This window comes from Arenibacter hampyeongensis, assembly GCF_002909255.1.
GTDB classification, from domain to species: Bacteria; Bacteroidota; Bacteroidia; order Flavobacteriales; family Flavobacteriaceae; genus Arenibacter; species Arenibacter hampyeongensis.
Genome location: NZ_PIOB01000004.1, coordinates 540,247 through 560,846, shown reverse-complemented (window position 1 = coordinate 560,846; position 20,600 = coordinate 540,247). Strand labels below are relative to the sequence as shown.

Here is a 20,600-nt window from a genome sequence, read left to right as displayed (position 1 = left end):
CTTATTTTTAGAATGTATGACAGCGTTTCGCAAATTTAATGATACAATACATTAATTAAAACCGATGCAATCTTATACATTCTAAAAACAAGGTGGTTAAAAACTATTATTTGTCATAATGCTTTACGTAGTCATCGACCATAATTTCGATATCGTCGTCTTCAATTGGGTGTCTTAATGGAAGTTGTTCATTAAGATATCTTTCGCTTTCAGGTTTTCTAGCTTCCCAACCTAGTTTAACACTATTAGGTTTAAAAAGGTCATATCCCCATCTTCCAAAAACATTGATTATAACACTATCTTTATAAATTTCTACGTAATTAACAATGTTTTGAATTTCGTTTTTGAACAATTCTAGGTCATCACTGAAGTGTTTAATCTCGGAACTTAAATCGTTTTTCAACATCTGCATTTCCTCATTGAGTTTATTATTATCCACTTTTAATTTTTTCGAATCCTCCTTAATTATTGTCAAATGTTGTTCATAATCTACCTTGGTAAATAATCCATCTAAAAATGTGGTTTGAAGTCTAACCCTTCTGTCATCTAATTGTTTTCCCCTGCGTTTATTAACATCGATTTGCGCTATATGGGAGGATATTTTTAATTGGGCTTGTTCTTTATACTGTACATCTCTGCTCTTTTTAGCATGCCTTTCAACCACTTTTTTAACCATTCGGAATAACCAAGGTCGGTTAATTGTATTCTTGCATTTTAAATCTTTACAAACGAAAGAATCCATCCTACCTGATGGTACTACCTTTTGATACATTGGATTTCCACAATGACATCTTATTCTACCCTCTACAATATTGGTATTTACCTTTGTTCTACTTCCAAATTTATTTCTACTATCCATTGAGTCATTGGCTTTTTGCCATAATTCTTCAGATACAATGGGTTCAACCTCTAAGATTAAATCATTATATTTTCTCTGGCCTTTATGAAAAGAATTTCTAATAATGCCACCTAATGTACCTGGGGGGAGTTTGCGATTGAATTGACTTTCAATCATAGCAGAAACACTTCGCATTCCCAATCCACTTGCAGTTAATTGAAATATTTTTTTAATAATTTTTGCTTCGCCTTTATTAATTTTTGGCGTTCCATCTTCTGCCTTATCCCAACCAATAATTTTATTGCCAAATGCCTTGTTATTCCTCGCTCTCGACATTTTACCTGATTTGATTCTAGCGGACAATAGGCGTGCTTCATTAGCGGCCATTGCACCCATTACTGAAATCATTATTCCAGCTTGGGCGGAACGCTGTCCATTTATTTCGAGTGTAGAAAGATTTAAATCCGCTATATGAATGCAGATTCCTTTTTCACTATACCTCTCAACTACATTTTGGATATCATTGTTTTTTCGTCCAAGTCTTGAAACCTCTAGTACTAAAATATTCTTAACATCTTCATTAAGTGCAAGGTATTGTTCCAACTCGGAAAATCCTTCACGATCATCTGCATTGGTTTTGGTTCCACTTACTTTATCCTCAAATATTTTTACCAATTCAAGGTTCTTACTTAATGCAAATTTTTCAATATCGTCATATTGTCTTTGTAAAGATTGTTCCTCTGTACTTACTCTTAAATATGCTACTGCTTTCATTAATTGTTCATTATATTCGGGATAAATATAGGCCCAATAAAATGAACCATATACAGTTAAGAGTAACTAAAGTAGCAAGAACGATCGCCGATCTAGAAAATGCCACAGATGTTAGCGGAAACCACATTGGCGAGGCAATTCAATACCGCAGTCTAGACCGTGAAGGCTGGTTGGGGTAGGGATGTCAATCCTTTAATTATTTTCAACATAAAACATAACCATTATTTACATTATGAAAATCCATTCCAAAATTCTTATCACGGCTTTCCTATTTGTAGGATTCCAAGCATTAAGTCAAACAAAATCCCTAGCACTTGCTAAAATTAATACTGAGGGCTTTCAGAAGTCGCAGGTCATGAGTCTAATTGCTGACCTATCAGATGTTTACGGTCCTCGATTAACAGGAACAGATCAATATTATACCGCAGCAGAATGGGCAAAGAAAACCATGGAAAACTGGGGAATGGATAAAGTGTATTTCGAAAATTATTGTGATGATTGTATGGGCTGGGAAGTAAAGTCGTTTAACGTAGAAATGACAGAACCTGCCTATATGAAAATACAGGCCTATCCATATGCGTGGACTGAAAGCTCCAATGGGGTGCAAATAGGTAATTTGATTTGGATAGAAAGTCATACCGATATGGAAAAAGTAAAAAAACAATGGAGTGGAAAATTAAAAGGAAAGACTATACTGATAGGATCCGCACCAGAACAAAATATGTTATTTGATGCACTTTCAACACGATTATCCGAAGACCAAATAAATGACGCTGAGAAATCAATTTTACCAGTAACCACCAATCCTTTGGGTCCATCTGCCGGTAATATGGATTTAATTGAAGATTTAGAAGTTATATTCGAGAGTTTCATGAGAAAGGATGATGCCTTATTTGCGTTCCTAAAAGAAGAAGGAGCTTTAAGTGTTCTAGGAACCACTCCTTTTTTTCCAGGGATTGTTCATCCAAGTGGTACTTATAATTATAAAGAAAGTCATGTAAAATCGGTTCCCTATTTTGCAATTTCACCGGAAAGTTTCGGAAAATTAAAGCGTTTAATTAATAGAGAAATTAATCCGAAAATTAAATTCCATTTAGATTCCGAACTTTATCTAAAACCTGAAAATAATGTAAACATTTTAGCAGAGATTACCGGTTCGGATTCAAAATTAAAAGACGAAGTTGTGATGATTGGCGCACATTTCGATTCTTGGCATCCAGCATCCGGAGCAACGGATAATGGAGCGGGTACGGCAGTGATGATGGAGGTGATGCGAATTCTTAAAGCTTCCGGACTACAGCCAAAACGAACAATTAGGATAGCGCTTTGGGGAGGTGAGGAGCAAGGGTATTTAGGTTCAATGGCCTATGCTGAAAATCACTACGGAAAAGTAAAGGAAAAGAATAGAAAAAAAGAAGTTGAAAAGATTTCTGCCTATATAAATATGGACAATGGTGCTGGGCAAATGCGAGGCATCTATCTACAAGGAAACGAAGCGGTAAAACCCATATTTGAAGAAATGTTGGCCCCATATGAGCATTTGGATGTTAACAACCTAACCATTCAAAACACCAATTTTACCGATCATGATGTTTTTGATTATTACAAGATACCCGGATTTCAGATAATTCAGGATGCGCTAAACTACAGTACAGTAACTCATCATACCAATATGGATGCATTGGAATACGTACCAGAACGCGATATGATGATCAATGCAACCGTAATTGCAGCACTTGTTTATCAAATTGCTGAACGGGATTCCCGTTTGCCGAGGGAAGATTAGGGCTGCTTAGTTTTAATGGAACAAACCATTGGTGAAATTGATCTTATGTTGATTGAGGTCTTGATTTCAACTAAGTGAAACAACATTTTTAAATCCCTCCCCTCCTTGGAGGGGATTAAAGGGTGGGTAAACTGATGTAAAAAAAATTACCATATAACCCAGATCTAGTTCCTTTTGCAAAAAAAACTTCGCAACAACATGACTATGGGTGATATTGCCTTATGGAACGAATTAAAAAACAAAAAAATGGAAGTTAGGTTTGGTCGGCAAATAGTAAATACCTATCTCTATTTTCATACATCACCCAAAGGTTTATACCTAGTAATACTAGTGCAATAGGTAAACCGCTTGGTGCGGATATAATATGTGTTAACAATATGCCTATCATTACCGGGAAAATTACAATTGCACCCAATGCTCTTGTTTTAGGAATGATAAATAGTAATCCCCCTAGAACTTCTACAAAACCTACCAATGGCATAAGCCAACTTATTCCCAAGAACGCGTTCATTAATTTTACCATATTTTGTGGTAAGTCATCAGGCACGGGCATATAATTTAGAAATTTATTCAATCCTGCATTGATAAACATAAGCCCGAATAAAAGACTTGCAATAAAAATTATTTTCTTTTTCATTTTTCTTTATTTTATTAATGTTACCCGTGGTTCATCCAATTTTTCCAGTTTCTAATCATTCGATAATTTTGAATAAATATCCAAGCTAATATAATTCCCATTTTTAATTTCACAATCGCTCATGGTTCCTTCCAAATTGAATTTCAGTTTTGCAAGTGCCTTTTTACAATTTATGTTTTCCGTTTCCACAAATCCCTCAATCCTATGAAGCCCCATATGGTCAAATGCGAAATTACAAATAAGTGGTATGACCTCAGTCATAAAGCCATTCCCCCAATTTTCCGGTAATAACCAAAATCCAATTTCGGCCTTTTTATTTTCCTTGCTTAAATCGTTTAATCCTCCTGCGCCAAGAAATTTACCATCAACTTTAGAGCAAACTGCCCACCAAATTCCATTTGAATTTCTTTCAAGATCAGAAAACCATTTCATTTGTGCTTTAGTTGCTTCCAAACTATCGTAACTAATTCCGTAATACTTGATAATTTGGTAGTTAGAAAGTCCTTTAAATACATTTTCCAAGTCAGATTCAACAAGTTGTCTTAATATTAGTCTTTTTGATTCCAAAATCGGAAAATTATCTTTCATTTTAAGTTGGATTTTTAATGACTAAAATAAATTTTACTGTAATCTGTTCGGGAGTTTTTTCTTATCTGCAGTTAAACTGGATTGTTAAATATGCTATAAAAAAAAAGTACTATATAAGCTGGCAAAGGCATATATGGGAACTTTACAGGTGCATTGTTGGGTTGGCCATGGGAAAGCCCCAGCTGGCGCGAGCCTGCCTATCGGCACACAGGCATCACGTCGTGCCCAAAACATAATGACCAACGCATTTTTCAATATTTCTATTAGTAATCAAATCCATCAATCTTCCGCAGCATAAACTACCTTTCCATCAAAAATGGTCATATTTATCCTTGTTTTTAGAAAGTCCTTTTCATCGATTTTCATAAAATCCCGATCGTAAATAGTGAAATCGGCCAGTTTGCCTACGGCAATAGATCCCTTAATATCTTCCTCGAAAGCACCATAGGCAGCATCCAAGGTATATGATCTTAAAGCCTGCTCCCTTGTCATCTTTTCTCCCACTTCATATCCACCTTCCGGGCTACCCTTTAGGGTTTTTCGACTAATACTGGCATACAAACTAGCAATAGGGTTCAGCGGCTCTACGGGTACATCGGTACCGTTTACAATAGGGATACCACTTTTTAACAGTGATTGCCACATAAATGCACCTCCCTTGATTCGTTGTTCTCCCAAACGTTCTATGGCCCAAGGCCGGTCAGAGGACAGGTGTACGGCCTGCATGGCCGGTATTACCTGTAACTGGGCAAAACGGGGTATATCTTCCGGGTGTAAATGTTGCGCATGTTCTATTCTAAACCTATGACCCGAAGCCAATTCCGGCAAGGCTTTAAAGGCAGATTCATACCTGTCCAGTACTTCCCTATTGGCCCGGTCGCCAATGGCATGGGAGCAGATTTGGAATCCTTTCTGCAATCCATTTAGGGCAGTCTCTTCAACAAATTCCATGGGCATCGTTTCATGGCCAAAATGGCCCGGTCTGTCAGAATAGGCCTCCAATAACCAGGCTCCCCTAGATCCCAAAGCACCATCACAATTTAATTTCACTGATCGGATGGTGACTAAATTATCAGGATCTATCATAGGGCCTTTGTTGTACCATTCGTTCAGCAAATCTTTATCCCCTCCTGTAAGCATGCCATAAATGCGAATTTTCATTTTATCAGCGGTCTTCATATTTTGATAGAGGGAAATGGTCTCTCTTCCTATTCCCGCATCATGAAATCCGGTAATCCCGTTTCTGTGACCAGCGGCTATGGCAAGTTCAAATGCCTTGATATCTTTCTCGGGAGTGCTTTCTGGAATATGTTTCGTTATCAAGTTTTGAGCCCGCTCGTTAAAAATTCCTGTAGGACTTCCTAGGCCGTCTCGCATTACTTCTCCACCCTCCACCTCAAATTGGTCGATTCCTTCTTTGGACAATACCGTTATACCTGCAATTTCCATAGCCTTGGCATTTGCAAAACCCGCATGACCACTGGCATGGAATAAGTAAACAGGGTTGTTCGGGGAAACCTCACTGAGCATGTTATGAGTTTGGAAGCCATTTACCATTTCAGTGGGCATTTCTTCCCATTTGCTTTGATGCCACCCTCTACCGATAATCCACTCTCCAGGTGCGGCCGTTCTTACTTTTTCTGCTACTGCATCTACAATTTCTTGATAACTTGTGGTGTTTATTAGGTCCAGGTTCAATTCATTGTACCCCATCCCCATAAAATGACCATGACCTTCTATTAGACCAGGGGTCATGGTTTTGCCCTCCAAATCTAGGAGTTGTGTTCTTTCGTCTTTGTACTGTTCGGCTTCAGAAAAGCTACCTGTGAAAATTATAAGATTATCTTTAACGGCCACAGTTTGCACATTGGACTGAGTAGTATCTACAGTGTATATATTGCCCCCATAAATAAGCATGGTGGCAAATTCTTTATTAGGGCTCTTACAGGAGGTAAAAAGAAGGCTTGCTGTAACTAACACAGGAATTAGTAAATTACGTGGACACATAGGTATATAATTTTCGAAAATTGAATGTACAAATTTTATAGGCAAATTTATACCATAAGTTTAGCAAGTGTGCCAGCTGTCTGCCGGAAGAAAGGCTAGTGTCCAGAGAACAAAGCCATGCCAATGTACAGTTTTCAATGTCCAAAAGATTTGTTTATTCACTATATTTAATCGATACATATCCATAAAACAAGTTTGTATGAGGTCGTTTATAAATAGCTTTGTAATCTCACTCTTGATGCTTTCGTGTTCATCTCCCAAGAAGACCGACCCATTATTTGTTGTAAATCAACCAGCAGAGTTCGAATCCCAAGAAGCCATTTGGTTAATATGGCCCTCAACGGACCATAAGGAAGGGGAGTCAGTTGAACAAGTTACCCTTGCCATTATTGAAGCATTGATGGGGAATTTGGAAATAGTTATTACATGCAAGGATAGAGAACTTTTGGCCCACGCCCAGGAGACCCTAAAGAATCATTTTGGAGAACTTACAAAACTTAAACTTCTACAACTCCCTTCCATTGAGATATGGGCACGGGACATGGGACCCATATTTGTAGAGACCAATCAAAATACTTTGGCAATTGCCGACTTTAATTTTAATTCTTGGGGATATTCAGATACTTTGAACATAGATACCAAAACCGAGGAATTGTATGATGAAAGGGTTGCCAAGCATTTACAGCTACCCGTTATTTCCAGTACAATGATCAGTGAAGGGGGAAATAGGGAAGTAAATGGTAGAGGTACCCTAATTACAACGGAAGCAGTAGAAATGGACAGAAATCCGCACATGACCAAGGAGGAAATGGAGAAGGAATACAAGAGGCTATTGGGGGTTAAAAAAATCATCTGGTTGAAAAAGGGTTTGGTGGAAGACGATCATACCTTCCTAGGCCCGGTAACAACCTTAGAAGGACAAAAAGCCTACACCGTAGTTACTACCAATGGTCACGTTGACGAATTCGCACGATTTGTAAATGATTCCACCATCCTTATGGCAAAAGTAGATAGCGTGGAACTTAACGATCCAATTGCTTTCGAAAACCACAAACGCATGAAGGAGAATTACCGAATATTGTCCGAATCCACCGATCAAGATGGCGAACCGTTTACCATTATTGAAATGCCGTTACCGGGAACTATTTTTTCGACCATGGGTCCGGGGGACTATGTTTATGAATACATTAAAACTCTCGACTATGGTAATGGAAGTACCTTCCCCAAAGGAGAATCTGTAACAGTCATAGCTGCACTCAGCTACCTTAATTTTATAATTACAAACAAGGTGGTTATTGGCCAGCGTTGTTGGCGGGAAGGAATGCCTGATGAATTAAAATTAAAAGACGAAAAGGCTAAACAAATATTGCAATCCGTATTTCCCGATCGAAAGGTAATTATGATCGATGCCCTTGCCGTTAATTTGGGTGGTGGCGGAATTCATTGCATCAGCATGCACCAGCCGTTATTCTCATCCAATTAGAAGTAATATAGTCTGATGCAAAATAAAAATACCACAATATCTTCACTTATCGGGACGAGCCTACCTCTCGGCCTAAAGTAATGAAGCATGTACACCGTTAGACAGGTTTACCCTAGAGGGGTATTATTTGGGTAAATATCCTTTAAATCTAATCAATTTATCATCGTTTTGCTGATAGGTAATTGGCTTTGGATCAAGCCAATCTACTATTTTATCTTTAATGGAATAGGCAAAAAAGTGGTTGCCTGATGGGGTATAATGACCAATAAAATACCGATCCATGTATTCATCCAAAGTAAGATTAAATTTTTTAAAATCTTCAAGATGAACTTCATTCATATCAAAATATGCATAACCATTACTCGAAATGAAATCTACAATCTCCTGGTCATAGCGCTTTTCTCCCTTAACCATCTCCTTGAATACATTTGTAGGGTCAAAATGCACTAGCATAAGTTTCTTCCCTTGTTCATTACAAAATGCTCTGGCCTTACTTAAAATGTATTTGGTAGCTTCAAAGGAGTACTTGTTTTTCAATGCTGAAGCGGTAATCATCATTCTTTCTACAGTTGAAAAATCAACTTCAGGTAACGCTAAAACCTGGGAAAGTTTTTTAAGACCTTCTACATCCAAATCACAATTTACCATATTTGAACTGAGCAAATATAGTTGCAACATCAAATCATCTTTTAGGTTCTCGTACATGAATTCAGGATCCGACATTTTATACATGTCTTTCTTTGTAGTAATGCGATTTTCTTTTTCCACCAAATTTCCGGTACTGGTATCCATTTCTATATTTGACCAGAAATTACCATGGAACATATAACCACCGTAATCATTCCAAAGCGTATAATAACTGGCATAACGACATCTAAAGACACTTCTTAAATAATCATCTCCCCACATATAAAGAATTACATATTTTGAGTCTTTATCTTCTATTTCCCGTCTTAAGAGCCTTCTATAAGCCTGATATATCCCGAAACCTCCCATACCAAAATTCTGTATTGGCTCCCCAAGATGACCAGCAAGATATTCCTGCCAAGTTTCAGCATCACTTACCTGGTGACAATGGGTGAAACTATTGCCATAAGTATTGATCCTGCATGGTTTATCGGCATATATACTATTAGTTCTTTTACCGTCTTTCTTTACAGTCGATAATGTATAACTATTATCCATTCCATCATGAGGCATGTAATTACCTAGAATATAACCCACTTCGGGATCAAACTGGGCCCAGCTATCTTCATTCAAGAATATATCCAATTCTTCCTTTGGAACAGCACTTTTTCTTAAATATTCTGCGTAGGATTTCTTTTCATCCCTCAAAGTAGAAGCCATTAAAATATCCGGGATAAGTGAAATTCCCCCTGCGGCAACAGCATTGAAAACATTGGATTTAATAAACTTTCGTCTGTCCATAATCTATATACTTAATTAAATTTAATAAATCCTATCGTGCTATGGAAATATAAACCCTATACAACCATTTCAATTAACCGCCAGAAAACCCTTAATTTTTAAAACAAAAAAAGTTAATTGATCAGGCGATTGTATAATGGAAATGTTTGGCTCATATACAATACTACCAGGTTGGGCTTGGGTGTATTAAATGGTAATAAGTCTAAGATAGTAAATCTAAAATAAATTAAGAATTTTATGCACAATGGAAGCCTAATGCTGCGCAAAGGGGGTTGAACCTTAAAATGGACATTCAGAAAGGTGATATTGAATTGTACAACTTAAATTTTAAAAGATGCAGATAAGCTCTTTTCAATAGTTATGGTCAAGTTTATTGTCCTTATGTAGTGCAAGTAAATGATCTTTTGGAGTATAAACATCCTTTACTATTTGGTAAAGGTCAGGAATTACGTTTTTGGCAATTTTGCTGTTGTTGCTCAACAGCACACAGATGCCAAGTTCCGCTTCGGGATAGATCGCAATTTCATTTCTGTAATTGTTTACACTCCCACCGTGATGCCAAATTGTCTTTTCATTGTTGGAGCCGTTCTCCACAAATTTATGGATCCTCCATCCAAAACCGTAGTAGGAGGTTGTGTGTCCAGGCCAACGCTGGTAATACTTACTTTCCCCTTTAATCTCTATAAACGGGGTAAAAGTTTCAGCCAAGGCATTTTTGGTCATTAACTCCGGATTATATCCTAATAAAAACCGCATCCATTTGGCCATATCCACTGAGCTGGCGCTGATACCCCCGGCTGCAATAGCGTTGTAATAATTGTCCGAGAGTGGTAATGTTTTCCAGTTGTTTCGGCTTTTGGAATGGGGCATAGCCACATTTTCCATACGCGAAAGGGTTTCATAGTCCATAGAAGTGGAACACATTCCCAAAGGATTAAAAAAGGTATTGGTCAAAACCGCATCGATATCCTGTCCAGTTACTTTATTAATCATTTCCCCACAAAGGGCAAACATGGCATTCTGATAGCTATACATGGATCCAGGTTCACTTATTGGCTTAACCGCCATAAAGCGCTTGGCGATATCCTGTAACGATAGTCCAGCCTCAACAAGATTGGTGTAACTGTGATAGGGCGTGCCAGAGGTGTGTGATAAAATATTGGCAAGGGTAATTTTATTGGTATTATTAGTATCTCCCAATCGAAATTCAGGAATAAAATCGCTTACCTTATCCTCCCAATGTAATTTGCCTTCATCCTTTAATTCTGAGGCCAATACCCCTGCAAATCCTTTGGATAACGACCCCAGTCTAAATACGGTCCCTCCATCAACAACTGCATCAGAATTTATTTTTCTTTTGCCATAACCATCAGAAATTACAATGGAATCCTTTTTTACAATACTAACTCCAGCACCAACAATATCACCTTCGGCGATGGCTTTTTCAAAGTAGGCTTTTACAGCGGCCTCCAATTCCTCCTGATGTTTTTTATAAAGAACTGTCCCGTGACTACCTAATACATCTTTTTGCTTATTAATAGTTGCAATGGCCACTTTGGGATTAGGCTTTTCTTCAGGCTTAAAAGCACTGAAAATAAGGGCAAATAGGGCTAGGATTATAAGTGAAGTTCCTATTAAGACTTTGCTTCTATTCATTGGGGTGAAATTTATTATAGCATTTAGACGACTTAAATATAGGATGATATACTTAAATAACGGACAAAAAGCACAATTTCTTATTTACACCCTACTTTTTAACACTAATTTCCAGCTTGTTATGCCCGAACATTCGGATGTCAGCTAATCCAGTAATCCGGGATGGTGCCATTCCAAAAAAATAAAACCATAAACAACCACTTAAATAATTCTATATATTGTGGGCGGCTGACATAATCACAAACCACTTTTAAAATGAAAAATCATCTATACCATACCACGGTCCAATGGACAGGAAATGAGGGAAAAGGCACTACGGACCCTAAATCCTATAACAGAAACTATGACATCTTGTGTCCAGGTAAACATAGTCCAATTAAAGGATCGTCCGATGCTGCTTTCTCTGGGGATGGGAAAAGGTATAATCCAGAGGATTTGCTGGTTTCCTCCATCTCTGCCTGTCATATGCTTTGGTATCTTCATTTATGTGCAATAAATAAAATAGTGGTCACGGAATATTCGGATGAGGCTGTTGGATTAATGGAAGAAACAGCTAACGGGAGTGGACAATTTAAGGAAGTTACACTAAACCCTATAATCAAAATAACGGATTCCAAATTGATCGAGAAGGCAAGCCAACTCCATATAGAAGCCCATAAAATGTGCTTTATAGCCAATTCCTGCAATTTCAAAATTAATCATAAACCCCAAATATCAGCTGAGTGAAAATTTCAACTTATCTTTGGGAAGCTCAGTAAAGTCAATAACCCTATGCCCACTAAAAAAATTCTCCTTTCCATACTGATACTTGCCATGTTTTCCTGGTGTAATGGTCAGCACAAAGACGATAGGACCCAATTTTTCCCAAAAGTTGAATTGCCGGTTGAAAATATTCCTAAAAAACAAAATTTATGGGTTTTTATTCTCGCCGGACAATCCAATATGGCCGGTCGTGGGTTAGTAGAACCACAGGACACCGTTCCCAATACAAGGGTATACACCATAAATAAACAAGGCGATATGATATATGCCAAGGAGCCGTTACATTTTTATGAACCATCAATGAGCGGTTTGGACAGTGGTCTTTCATTCGGCAAGTCTCTCATCAAGCATATCCCGGACAGTATATCGGTGCTCATAATTCCCACTGCGGTAGGGGGAAGCTCAATTTCACAATGGTTAAACGATTCCATCCATAGGGAAGTTAAATTATTCACCAATTTTAAAGAAAAAGCGGAATTGGGAATGCGTTTTGGGACAGTAAATGGGATTCTTTGGCATCAGGGTGAAAGTGATGCCAAAACCAAGGAGGCTCCATTATACCAAATCAAATTATCGGAGTTGTTCTATCAATTCAGAAAAATCATTATGAACCAAGAGGCAACCGTTGTAATAGGACAACTGGGCAGTTATTCGACCAATCCAATGTGGTCGAAGATTAATGACCACATAAAATACTATGTTTCCACAGATCCGAATGCAGGGATGATCAATACCCAGGACCTAAAAGAAAAAGGCGATAAAGTTCACTTTAATTCAGAAGCGCAAAGGGTTATGGGCGAAAGATATGCCATTGAATTTATGAAAATTCATAATTAGGCCTATAATAGCAAACTACGTCCGGCCATGCTTTCAAGTTGTGTATTGCCTATATTTACCCAGAGCCCTGAACTTTAGCCTAAGAATAGCACATACAAGGCCCAAGAAAAGCATAGGGCGCAAAAGAAATAAAATAAAAAATCGATTAATGTGGTATTTTCCTTCATAATATCGGGTTTATATATAAAACCCTAAATCAACAGGAAAAGGATTTTGTTACCCATGTATGGAACAAAAATTCGACAACTTGACCCTAAGTCGGACTAAGGGTCAAAATCCTCTATGAAAGTAAAATCCTACAATTACGTAAAACCCATTAAAGTAACAGTTAACCGATGATTTCCTAGCTAAAACAACCCCTGAACTACAATTTAACCACACAATTCTGTGCAGCCGATTTGTAGATGGCCTCAACAACACGAATATCCCGAAGTCCTTCTTCTCCAGGAACCAATAAATCGGTCTTGTTCATGATGGCCATAGCATCCTCATCCATTTGTTTAGCTTGCTGGCTGGGAATGGAAAACTTTATAATGGTACCATCGGACATGCTTCCATTATTACCATTATAGGAGGAGTGCGGTTCCATTTTTAACCAACCTTTTTCGTAGTTTACCTGTAGATGGTTCATATTGATGCCAAAACTTGTTTGACAGGATGCCCGGGCACCACTGGGAAATTCCAATTGAAACATCATAGTTTCCTCAACCTCGTGATAAATTTCTGGTCGGGTAGTGGAGGCCTGTGCCAATACGGAGATGGGTTCCTCACCAGTGGCCAATCTGGCACCCTGTAGCGCATAAACCCCCATATCGCCCATTACCCCGCCGCCTAAATTCTTGTTTTGTTTCCAATGGTTGGTCCGTCCATCAAAATATCCTGCCGCTGAGGTCACCATTCTAACTTTACCAAATGGCCTTTCCTTTCCTACTTTCATATAGGCCTGAATATTGGGGTCGTGCTGGCAACGATACCCAATGGCCAGTTTCACTTTATTGTCCTTGCAAGCCTTGATCATAGCTTCACAATCTGCCACTGAGTGCGCCATAGGCTTTTCACACCAAACATGTTTACCCACCTTTGCGGCCCTTATAGTGTACTCTGCATGCATGGAAGGCGGCAAGACTACATAAACCACATCTATATCAGGGTTGTTCGCGATACTATCAAAATTTTTATAATTGTAGATATTCTTATCCTTTATCCCGTATTTTTCCTTCCATACAGGGATTTTTTCAGGACTCCCGGTAACAATGCCCCTTAATTCACAATTGTTGGTCAGTTGCAGGGCAGGGGCAAGAAGATCGGTGCTATAGTACCCCAATCCTACAAGGGCTACCCCCAACTTTTTATTTTGCGTCCTATTGGCAGAGAATAATATTTGTGGTGTAATTGCACTAGCCGCTGCAATTATACCCGCCTTTTGAATAAATACTCGTCTTTGTTTTTCCATGGTTCCCAATTTAACAGAGAAAATAAGACAAAAATTTGAAATATCCATGGAATAAAGGAACGCTTGTAATAAAAGTTCTTTAATGTGAATTAATAAGAAAAATTACGGAAGTACTTTTTTAACCTTGAAATTATTTTATATGAATTATTTCAGTTTAGTTGAAGGAATCTGGTCATTGATTTTATTACGATTGCCTGGTCTATTGGATTTGAAAAAATAATATTTTCAGCCATACCTCGATTACGAAATGGGTAATGAAGATTTTATCTAAATCAAGGACCTTATTTGAAACAGACTATAAATTTCATGGATATGATATTCAAAACTGATGGTCACAAGAATTGGCATTCATCGATCTAACTAAAAAATAATAAGATCAAATTGGGCAATACCTTCTATTCCTTTTTCTGATATGTATGCAACAATAGGTCTTTTAAAACATATGCCGTAACGAGAATAAACCCGGTAATTAGGGTAGGTATAGAATATTCCCATTCCAATATTTTGGTAAGGCTTCCAATTATAATGGCCAATATCCCAATTATCATCATGGTATTCCAAATGAAGTATGCTATGTCACTTCTATTGTCGTCCTTATCATCAATGAGATAAGTTGTGCCCTCCATGATTATCCAGACAATAAAGGCCAGACTACCAATAAGCTGAAAAAATTCATTATGGGATAGATTTAGGATTTTAAAAATTCCGTTAAAGGACCATGCAGTAACCAGAACCAATTTGTTGTATTCCAGGAAACCCTTTTTGCGTTTTTTCCAAAATCGCAACCCATACAATATACCTATTGCCAAAAGTGAGAGGATTATGATGGGATTGGCAATATTTGGGAAATGTAGAATTTTGCAGACAAAACCAACAATAAGTAGGGAAATGGCAATTCTTAAAGGTGTTCTTAAAATCTTCTTTTCTGTTTCCATAAGATGGTTTTTAAGATTCAGGGAGTTACAGTTATATATTATCCGAATTACCCTTGTCCTTCCTTGAAAAGACATTTCCCCAACGTATCACTAACTCAGTGCCTTAATATTGGCCTTAAGTCCGTCCATAATCCCTAAAATATTGTTTACGGTTTCCTTTAAATAATATTTAATGAGTACATGGGGGATACGAATGGTGGTAAATCCATTTTTAAAAGAATGCATGGCTTCTTCCAAATCGTTGATAGCTTGTTCATGGGTAATGGATTGGTATTCGGTGTCGATTTCTATATTAAGTTTTACCCTAGATATAGCAATATCCACTGATTTTTTTCCATCCCACCATTCGAGCATTGGATTTACACCTGCGTTTTTTAAACCATAGTATAATTGTATGGCTTCTTTGGGGGTCCTTTTGAGTTTAATTAGCTTTTCCATTCTGCTTTTATGCTTCGCACAAAGCTCTATTCCTAAAAGATCCATTGCGCTTTTATGGTCAAGATAACTAAGCTCTTTGTTACAATCTAAACATGTCATTCAAGTAGGTTAAAAATTTAATTTGGGACTATTATAACCGTAATATTTTTGGATTATTATATTGGTGTTATCCAAAAAGGCCAACTTTTAGACGAACTGCAACTTTTTAGATGAACTACCTACTTTTTAAACTACTTGTTCTATAAAATATGAATATACTTCCCCATTTTGTATTATCCATATATATTTACACATTCACTACTTCAAACCAAAATAATGGACTTTAGAACAATACTGAAATCAATTGGTTCAACTTCTTTTGTATTTGTCCTTCTTATGGGCTGTAAGGACCAACAAAGGACAGCTCCAATAGAAGATATCCCTTTGATCAAACCGGAACTTACTTTTAATGAGGCCAACCGTTTGGTGCGATTACCTCTGGAATGCTTGCAATCGGAATATCCCAACAAATTAAACCAATCCCTTCAAGATTCCACGCATTTGGGAGGCCCCCGGCATTTACACCCAGCTTTTTATGGCTGTTATGACTGGCATTCATCTGTCCATGGACATTGGTCCTTGGTTTCACTGTTAAAACAGTTCCCAAGTTTAAATCAGGCTTCCACAATCCGCAATAAGTTGGTTGAAAATATTTCCAAGGAAAATATAGCAGGGGAGGTGGCCTACTTTAATATGGAAGGTAATAAAACATATGAACGTACTTATGGTTGGGCGTGGATACTTAAATTAGCGGAAGAACTGCACACTTGGAACGATCCCTTGGCCCGTGATTTGGAGGTTAATCTGCAGCCATTAACAGATTACATAGTAGCCTCATATATTGATTTTTTACCAAAGTTAAATTATCCCATTAGGGTAGGGGAACATTCCAATACCGCATTCGGACTTTCCATGGCATGGGATTATGCCGTTGTAATGGAGGACGATGCTTTAAAAAATGTCATCATATCCAGTTTAGCACGTTTTTATGAAAATGATGCCAGTTGTCCTATAACTTGGGAACCTAGTGGATTCGATTTTTTATCGCCTTGCTTGGAGGAGGCCAATCTGGTCAGAAAAATTTACGGCCGGGAAAAATTTAAAATATGGCTGGATAAATTTTTGCCTCAATTGAAAAGTGTTCAATTTACTCTGGAACCAGGAAGGGTTTCGGACAGATCTGATGGAAAATTGGTGCATTTGGATGGACTCAATTTTAGTAGGGCCTGGTGTTTGTACGGAATTGCCGATACACTTCCAGAATACTCCCACTTAAAACAAATTGCTACCGCGCATGTAAATTACTCCCTTCCCAACATTGTCGACGACAATTATAGTGGAACCCATTGGTTGGGAAGTTTTGCATTATATGCATTAAACAAGGCTAAATAATATGTTTAGAACAATGGGGCCCGGGGTTTTGGTAGCGGCAGCCTTTATTGGCCCTGGAACCGTTACCGTATGCTCTATTGCCGGGGTACAATTTGGATATTCCCTTCTATGGGCAATGTTACTCTCTATTGTGGCTACTGTAGTCTTACAGCAAATGGCCGTAAGATTGGGAATTGTTACCCAAAAAGGTCTGGCACATGTCATAAAGGAAGAAATAGCGGTTGGTTGGATAAAGATTTTAGTGTTGGGCTTAATTTTATCTGCAATAGTTATAGGTAATGCTGCTTATGAAGGAGGTAATATTGGAGGGGCTTCTTTGGGGCTGGCGGCCATTTTTGGGCAAGAATACCTTAGTTTTTATCCTCTGGTCATTGGTCTCTTTGCCTTTTTACTGTTGTTTTTTGGCAATTATAAAATATTGGAAAAAGTATTTATTGGCTTGGTAGTAATCATGAGCTTATCTTTTATATTAACAGCCATAATTACAAAACCCGATATTTCAGCCATATTAAATGGTCTATTTACTCCAAAAGTTCCAAAGGATAGTATTTTGACCATCATAGCTTTGGTTGGAACTACCGTGGTACCTTATAATTTATTTTTACATACTTCCCTTGTTAGTGAAAAATGGAAATCCACAGCTAACTTGAAGGAGGCTAAAAGGGATACCGTTGTGTCCATCGTTTTGGGCGGTTTGGTATCAATGGCTGTAATGGTTACCGCAACCTCCATACCTTCCAAGGAAATTACCAATATTTTGGATATGGCCCAGGGCTTGGAACCGTTGTACGGGGACAGTGCCAGATATTTTATGGGAATAGGACTATTTGCTGCCGGAACAACCTCTGCAATAACCGCCCCATTGGCAGCCGCTTATGTGGCCAATAGCTGTTTTGGATGGAATACTACTATGAAGGATGTAAGGTTCAAGTCTGTTTGGATGGTTATCATATTGATGGGAGTACTGTTCATGTCTACAGGAATAAAACCCTTGGAAATCATCAAATTTGCCCAAGTGGCCAATGGAATGCTATTACCAATTATCGCTGTCTTCCTACTATGGATCGTAAATCGAAAAACAGTAATGCGGGAATATCGGAATACCCAATTCCAAAATATATTGGGTATTATCATTATTCTTTTATCCGTAATATTGGGAGTAAAGAGTATACTAACTGTTTTTGAAATATTTTAAGCAGTATGATCAATATCGATATTAATTGCGACCTAGGAGAGGGCATTGGTAATGAGGCCCTAATAATGCCCCTTATCTCCTCATGTAATATTGCTTGTGGAGGCCATGCCGGTGATAATGGGACAATGATACAGGTTGCCCGTCTGGCCAAAGAACACCGTGTCCTAGTTGGTGCACATCCATCCTATCCCGATCGTGAAAATTTTGGAAGAACTACCATCAATATTTCTGAAAAGGATTTGAAAAAAAGTATCCTTGTCCAAATAGGGAATTTAAGTTTGGTCCTGAAATCCTTAGGAATAAGGTTGAACCATATAAAACCACATGGTGCATTGTACAACGATATTGCAAAAGACAGGAAGCTGGCAATGGTGTTTTTAAATTGTATTGAAGAATACAAAAAAGACGTGCATTTATATGTCCCATACCATTCTATAATTGAGGAGGAAGCTATACACTCGGGATTTAGTGTAAAATACGAGGCCTTTGCCGATCGAAATTATAATCCAGACCTCTCACTAGTTTCCAGAAAAGAATCAGCGGCTCTGATTCAAGAGCCCAAAGCTGTTTTGGACCATATACTTCATATGATTAGAAAGGGTACGGTATTAACCTGGTCTGGAAAGGAAGCAAAAATAAAAGCAGATACCTACTGTATTCACGGAGATTCTCCGGCAACATTACAAATATTAATGTATCTTTCACAACAATTGCCAAAGAACCAAATCTTAATAAAAAAGTGAGTAATTTCAAAATATCGGTCAGACAATTTGGGGTCCATGCCATATTAGTGGAATGGCCCAATAAGGTGGAAGAATCCATATTGGATGAGATTCTTCAGTTTATCCAATATTTAAAGAAAAATCAGTTAAGTGAAAAGGAGTGGGAATTTGTTCCTGCATATAATTCACTCACTTTGATTTGCAAAGATACCGTTCTCGATTTCGACTATTTCAAGCCAAAATTAAAAGAGTGGTATACCTTAATAGAAAAGGTATCACTTGCACCCAGATATCTCTGGAGATTACCAGTAAGTTATGATTTGGAATTTGGGCTAGATCTCCAGGAAATCTCCAGCCAATTGGGATTGGAGGTAGAGCGTTTAATTGAACTACATTCAAATAGTATTTACACAGTCTACGGAATAGGCTTTTTACCAGGATTTATGTATTTGGGAGGTGTGCCCGAAGCATTGGAAGTTCCTCGTAAATCTACTCCTAGATCTAAGGTGACCAAAGGTTCTGTAGGGCTTGCTGGAAAACAGACCGGGATTTACCCCCAAGATTCACCGGGTGGGTGGAATATTATTGGAAAATGTCCCGTGCCCATGTTCAATGTGAAGAACGAAAGCCCTTGTTTTGTTACTGTTGGTGATAAAATTCAATTTTATCCAATTTCAATGGCCGAATACCAACTACACAAAATAGAAGCTGAGGTAGGGATATATAATATAGAAAAAATAGTGCTGGATGCTTAACATATTAAAATCGGGCTTTTTCACTACAGTGCAGGATACTGGCAGATTTGGCTATAGGGACAAAGGCGTTCCCGTGGCCGGGATAATGGATTCCTATTCTACATCCAAGGTAAATACTTTGTTGGAAAACGATCCGAATTGTGCGGTTTTGGAGATAACCATGACCGGGCCCCAATTGCAATTTGATGAAGATACCTATATAGTTTTGGGTGGTGCTGAAATGTCAGTAACACTTAACGATATTGCCTTGGAGAACTATAAAGTATATCAAGTTAAAAGTGGCGATATTTTAAACTATGGAAAATTGGAAAAGGGATTCCGTGCTTATTTGGGTATAAAGGATGGATTCAATACTGAAGCTGTATTGGGAAGCAGGTCATTTTTTAAACCAATTACCGAAAAAGATTCCATTAAGAAAATGGGCGATCTTCCATATACCACTTGCAAACTATTCAATCCTAAAATTTCCCAACTTAAGGTAGATTCCGTCTTGGATAAATCCGTTTTGGAGGTATACAAGGGGCCGGAATATAAACTTTTAACGGATAACCAATTGGGTAAATTATTCTATAGGGAATTTTCCGTGGCCAACGAAAATAACCGTATGGCATATCAGCTCAATGAGACAATAGAAGAAAATAAAGTTTCCATGTTAACCTCGGCCACCCTTCCCGGAACGGTACAATTAACCCCTTCGGGAAAATTAATTGTGTTGATGAAGGACGGGCAAACTACCGGCGGTTATCCTAGAATTTTGCAATTATCCGATATGGCAATGTCCATTTTAGCCCAAAAAAGATCTGGAGACCACATTAAATTTAAATTAAAATAGGCGTAGTATATTTATTTCTTTGTCAACTAAATTTTAATACCTA

18 protein-coding genes and 1 pseudogene are annotated in these 20,600 nt (G+C 37.9%); 10 read left to right on the top strand and 9 right to left on the bottom strand.

Features of this window, described 5'->3' with window-relative positions:
• Nucleotides 1-106: 106 nt before the first annotated feature.
• Nucleotides 107-1,612, bottom strand: a complete 1,506-nt coding sequence (locus CWD91_RS13275) for a recombinase family protein (protein WP_103441416.1) — start codon at nucleotides 1,610-1,612, stop codon at nucleotides 107-109.
• 59 nt (nucleotides 1,613-1,671) lie between these two features.
• Between CWD91_RS13275 and CWD91_RS13270 the strand changes: the two are divergent.
• Both CWD91_RS13270 and CWD91_RS13265 read left to right on the top strand, forming a co-directional pair.
• Nucleotides 1,672-1,791: pseudogene (locus CWD91_RS13270) on the top strand (magnesium chelatase subunit ChlI family protein); the annotation flags it as partial.
• 53 nt (nucleotides 1,792-1,844) lie between these two features.
• Nucleotides 1,845-3,398, top strand: a complete 1,554-nt coding sequence (locus tag CWD91_RS13265) for a M20/M25/M40 family metallo-hydrolase (protein WP_103441415.1) — start codon at nucleotides 1,845-1,847, stop codon at nucleotides 3,396-3,398.
• Nucleotides 3,399-3,651: 253 nt separating this feature from the next.
• Here CWD91_RS13265 and CWD91_RS13260 read toward each other — a convergent pair whose 3' ends face one another.
• The 3 genes from CWD91_RS13260 to CWD91_RS13250 all read right to left on the bottom strand — a co-directional run bounded on the left by CWD91_RS13260 (nucleotide 3,652) and on the right by CWD91_RS13250 (nucleotide 6,603).
• Entirely contained in the window at nucleotides 3,652-4,035 is a 384-nt protein-coding gene (locus CWD91_RS13260; protein ID WP_103441414.1) for a DoxX family protein, read from the bottom strand.
• 51 nt (nucleotides 4,036-4,086) lie between these two features.
• Nucleotides 4,087-4,623 (bottom strand): GNAT family N-acetyltransferase, encoded by a 537-nt coding sequence (locus CWD91_RS13255; RefSeq protein WP_103441413.1) that lies wholly within the window; start codon nucleotides 4,621-4,623, stop codon nucleotides 4,087-4,089.
• A gap of 279 nt (nucleotides 4,624-4,902) precedes the next feature.
• Nucleotides 4,903-6,603, bottom strand: coding sequence for an amidohydrolase (locus CWD91_RS13250; RefSeq protein WP_239985772.1), 1,701 nt, complete (start codon nucleotides 6,601-6,603; stop codon nucleotides 4,903-4,905).
• Between the two features lie 226 nt (nucleotides 6,604-6,829).
• On the opposite strand from CWD91_RS13250, the gene CWD91_RS13245 reads away from it, so the two are divergent.
• Nucleotides 6,830-8,113, top strand: coding sequence for an agmatine deiminase family protein (locus CWD91_RS13245; RefSeq protein WP_103441412.1), 1,284 nt, complete (start codon nucleotides 6,830-6,832; stop codon nucleotides 8,111-8,113).
• 123 nt (nucleotides 8,114-8,236) lie between these two features.
• Here CWD91_RS13245 and CWD91_RS13240 read toward each other — a convergent pair whose 3' ends face one another.
• Both CWD91_RS13240 and CWD91_RS13235 read right to left on the bottom strand, forming a co-directional pair.
• Nucleotides 8,237-9,541 carry a hypothetical protein gene (locus CWD91_RS13240; protein WP_103441411.1) on the bottom strand — a complete coding sequence of 435 codons (1,305 nt, stop codon included), beginning with the start codon at nucleotides 9,539-9,541 and terminating at the stop codon, nucleotides 8,237-8,239.
• A 351-nt stretch (nucleotides 9,542-9,892) separates the two neighbouring features.
• The gene (locus CWD91_RS13235) at nucleotides 9,893-11,197 is read right to left on the bottom strand and encodes a serine hydrolase domain-containing protein (protein WP_103441410.1); all 1,305 of its coding nucleotides are present in this window, start codon (nucleotides 11,195-11,197) and stop codon (nucleotides 9,893-9,895) included.
• 255 nt (nucleotides 11,198-11,452) lie between these two features.
• Between CWD91_RS13235 and CWD91_RS13230 the strand changes: the two genes are divergently transcribed.
• Together CWD91_RS13230 and CWD91_RS13225 are read left to right on the top strand one after the other, a co-directional pair.
• Nucleotides 11,453-11,923 (top strand): OsmC family protein, encoded by a 471-nt coding sequence (locus tag CWD91_RS13230; RefSeq protein WP_103441409.1) that lies wholly within the window; start codon nucleotides 11,453-11,455, stop codon nucleotides 11,921-11,923.
• Nucleotides 11,924-11,968: 45 nt separating this feature from the next.
• Nucleotides 11,969-12,796, top strand: a complete 828-nt coding sequence (locus tag CWD91_RS13225; RefSeq protein WP_103441408.1) for a sialate O-acetylesterase — start codon at nucleotides 11,969-11,971, stop codon at nucleotides 12,794-12,796.
• A 364-nt stretch (nucleotides 12,797-13,160) separates the two neighbouring features.
• Here the strand turns inward: CWD91_RS13225 and CWD91_RS13220 are convergent, their stop codons facing one another.
• The 3 genes from CWD91_RS13220 to CWD91_RS13210 all read right to left on the bottom strand — a co-directional run bounded on the left by CWD91_RS13220 (nucleotide 13,161) and on the right by CWD91_RS13210 (nucleotide 15,721).
• Nucleotides 13,161-14,249 (bottom strand): Gfo/Idh/MocA family protein, encoded by a 1,089-nt coding sequence (locus tag CWD91_RS13220; protein WP_103441458.1) that lies wholly within the window; start codon nucleotides 14,247-14,249, stop codon nucleotides 13,161-13,163.
• Nucleotides 14,250-14,644: 395 nt separating this feature from the next.
• Nucleotides 14,645-15,184 carry a hypothetical protein gene (locus CWD91_RS13215; protein WP_157943780.1) on the bottom strand — a complete coding sequence of 180 codons (540 nt, stop codon included), beginning with the start codon at nucleotides 15,182-15,184 and terminating at the stop codon, nucleotides 14,645-14,647.
• A 90-nt stretch (nucleotides 15,185-15,274) separates the two neighbouring features.
• The gene (locus tag CWD91_RS13210; protein WP_103441406.1) at nucleotides 15,275-15,721 is read right to left on the bottom strand and encodes a hypothetical protein; all 447 of its coding nucleotides are present in this window, start codon (nucleotides 15,719-15,721) and stop codon (nucleotides 15,275-15,277) included.
• Nucleotides 15,722-15,937: 216 nt separating this feature from the next.
• On the opposite strand from CWD91_RS13210, the gene CWD91_RS13205 reads away from it, so the two are divergent.
• From CWD91_RS13205 to CWD91_RS13185, 5 genes are read left to right on the top strand one after another with little or no spacing between them, the layout of a single operon-like run.
• Entirely contained in the window at nucleotides 15,938-17,053 is a 1,116-nt protein-coding gene (locus tag CWD91_RS13205) for a DUF2891 domain-containing protein (RefSeq protein ID WP_239985770.1), read from the top strand.
• 1 nt (nucleotide 17,054) lies between these two features.
• Nucleotides 17,055-18,248 (top strand): Nramp family divalent metal transporter, encoded by a 1,194-nt coding sequence (locus tag CWD91_RS13200; RefSeq protein ID WP_103441404.1) that lies wholly within the window; start codon nucleotides 17,055-17,057, stop codon nucleotides 18,246-18,248.
• 5 nt (nucleotides 18,249-18,253) lie between these two features.
• Nucleotides 18,254-18,991, top strand: a complete 738-nt coding sequence (gene pxpA / locus CWD91_RS13195; RefSeq protein WP_192877666.1) for a 5-oxoprolinase subunit PxpA — start codon at nucleotides 18,254-18,256, stop codon at nucleotides 18,989-18,991.
• Nucleotides 18,988-19,725 (top strand): 5-oxoprolinase subunit PxpB, encoded by a 738-nt coding sequence (gene pxpB / locus CWD91_RS13190; RefSeq protein WP_103441403.1) that lies wholly within the window; start codon nucleotides 18,988-18,990, stop codon nucleotides 19,723-19,725. The genes pxpA and pxpB overlap by 4 nt, the downstream gene beginning before the upstream one ends.
• A complete protein-coding gene (locus CWD91_RS13185; protein ID WP_103441402.1) occupies nucleotides 19,718-20,557 on the top strand; it encodes a 5-oxoprolinase subunit C family protein in 840 nt (279 codons plus the stop codon). Before pxpB ends, CWD91_RS13185 begins: the two co-directional genes overlap by 8 nt.
• Nucleotides 20,558-20,600 lie beyond the last annotated feature (43 nt).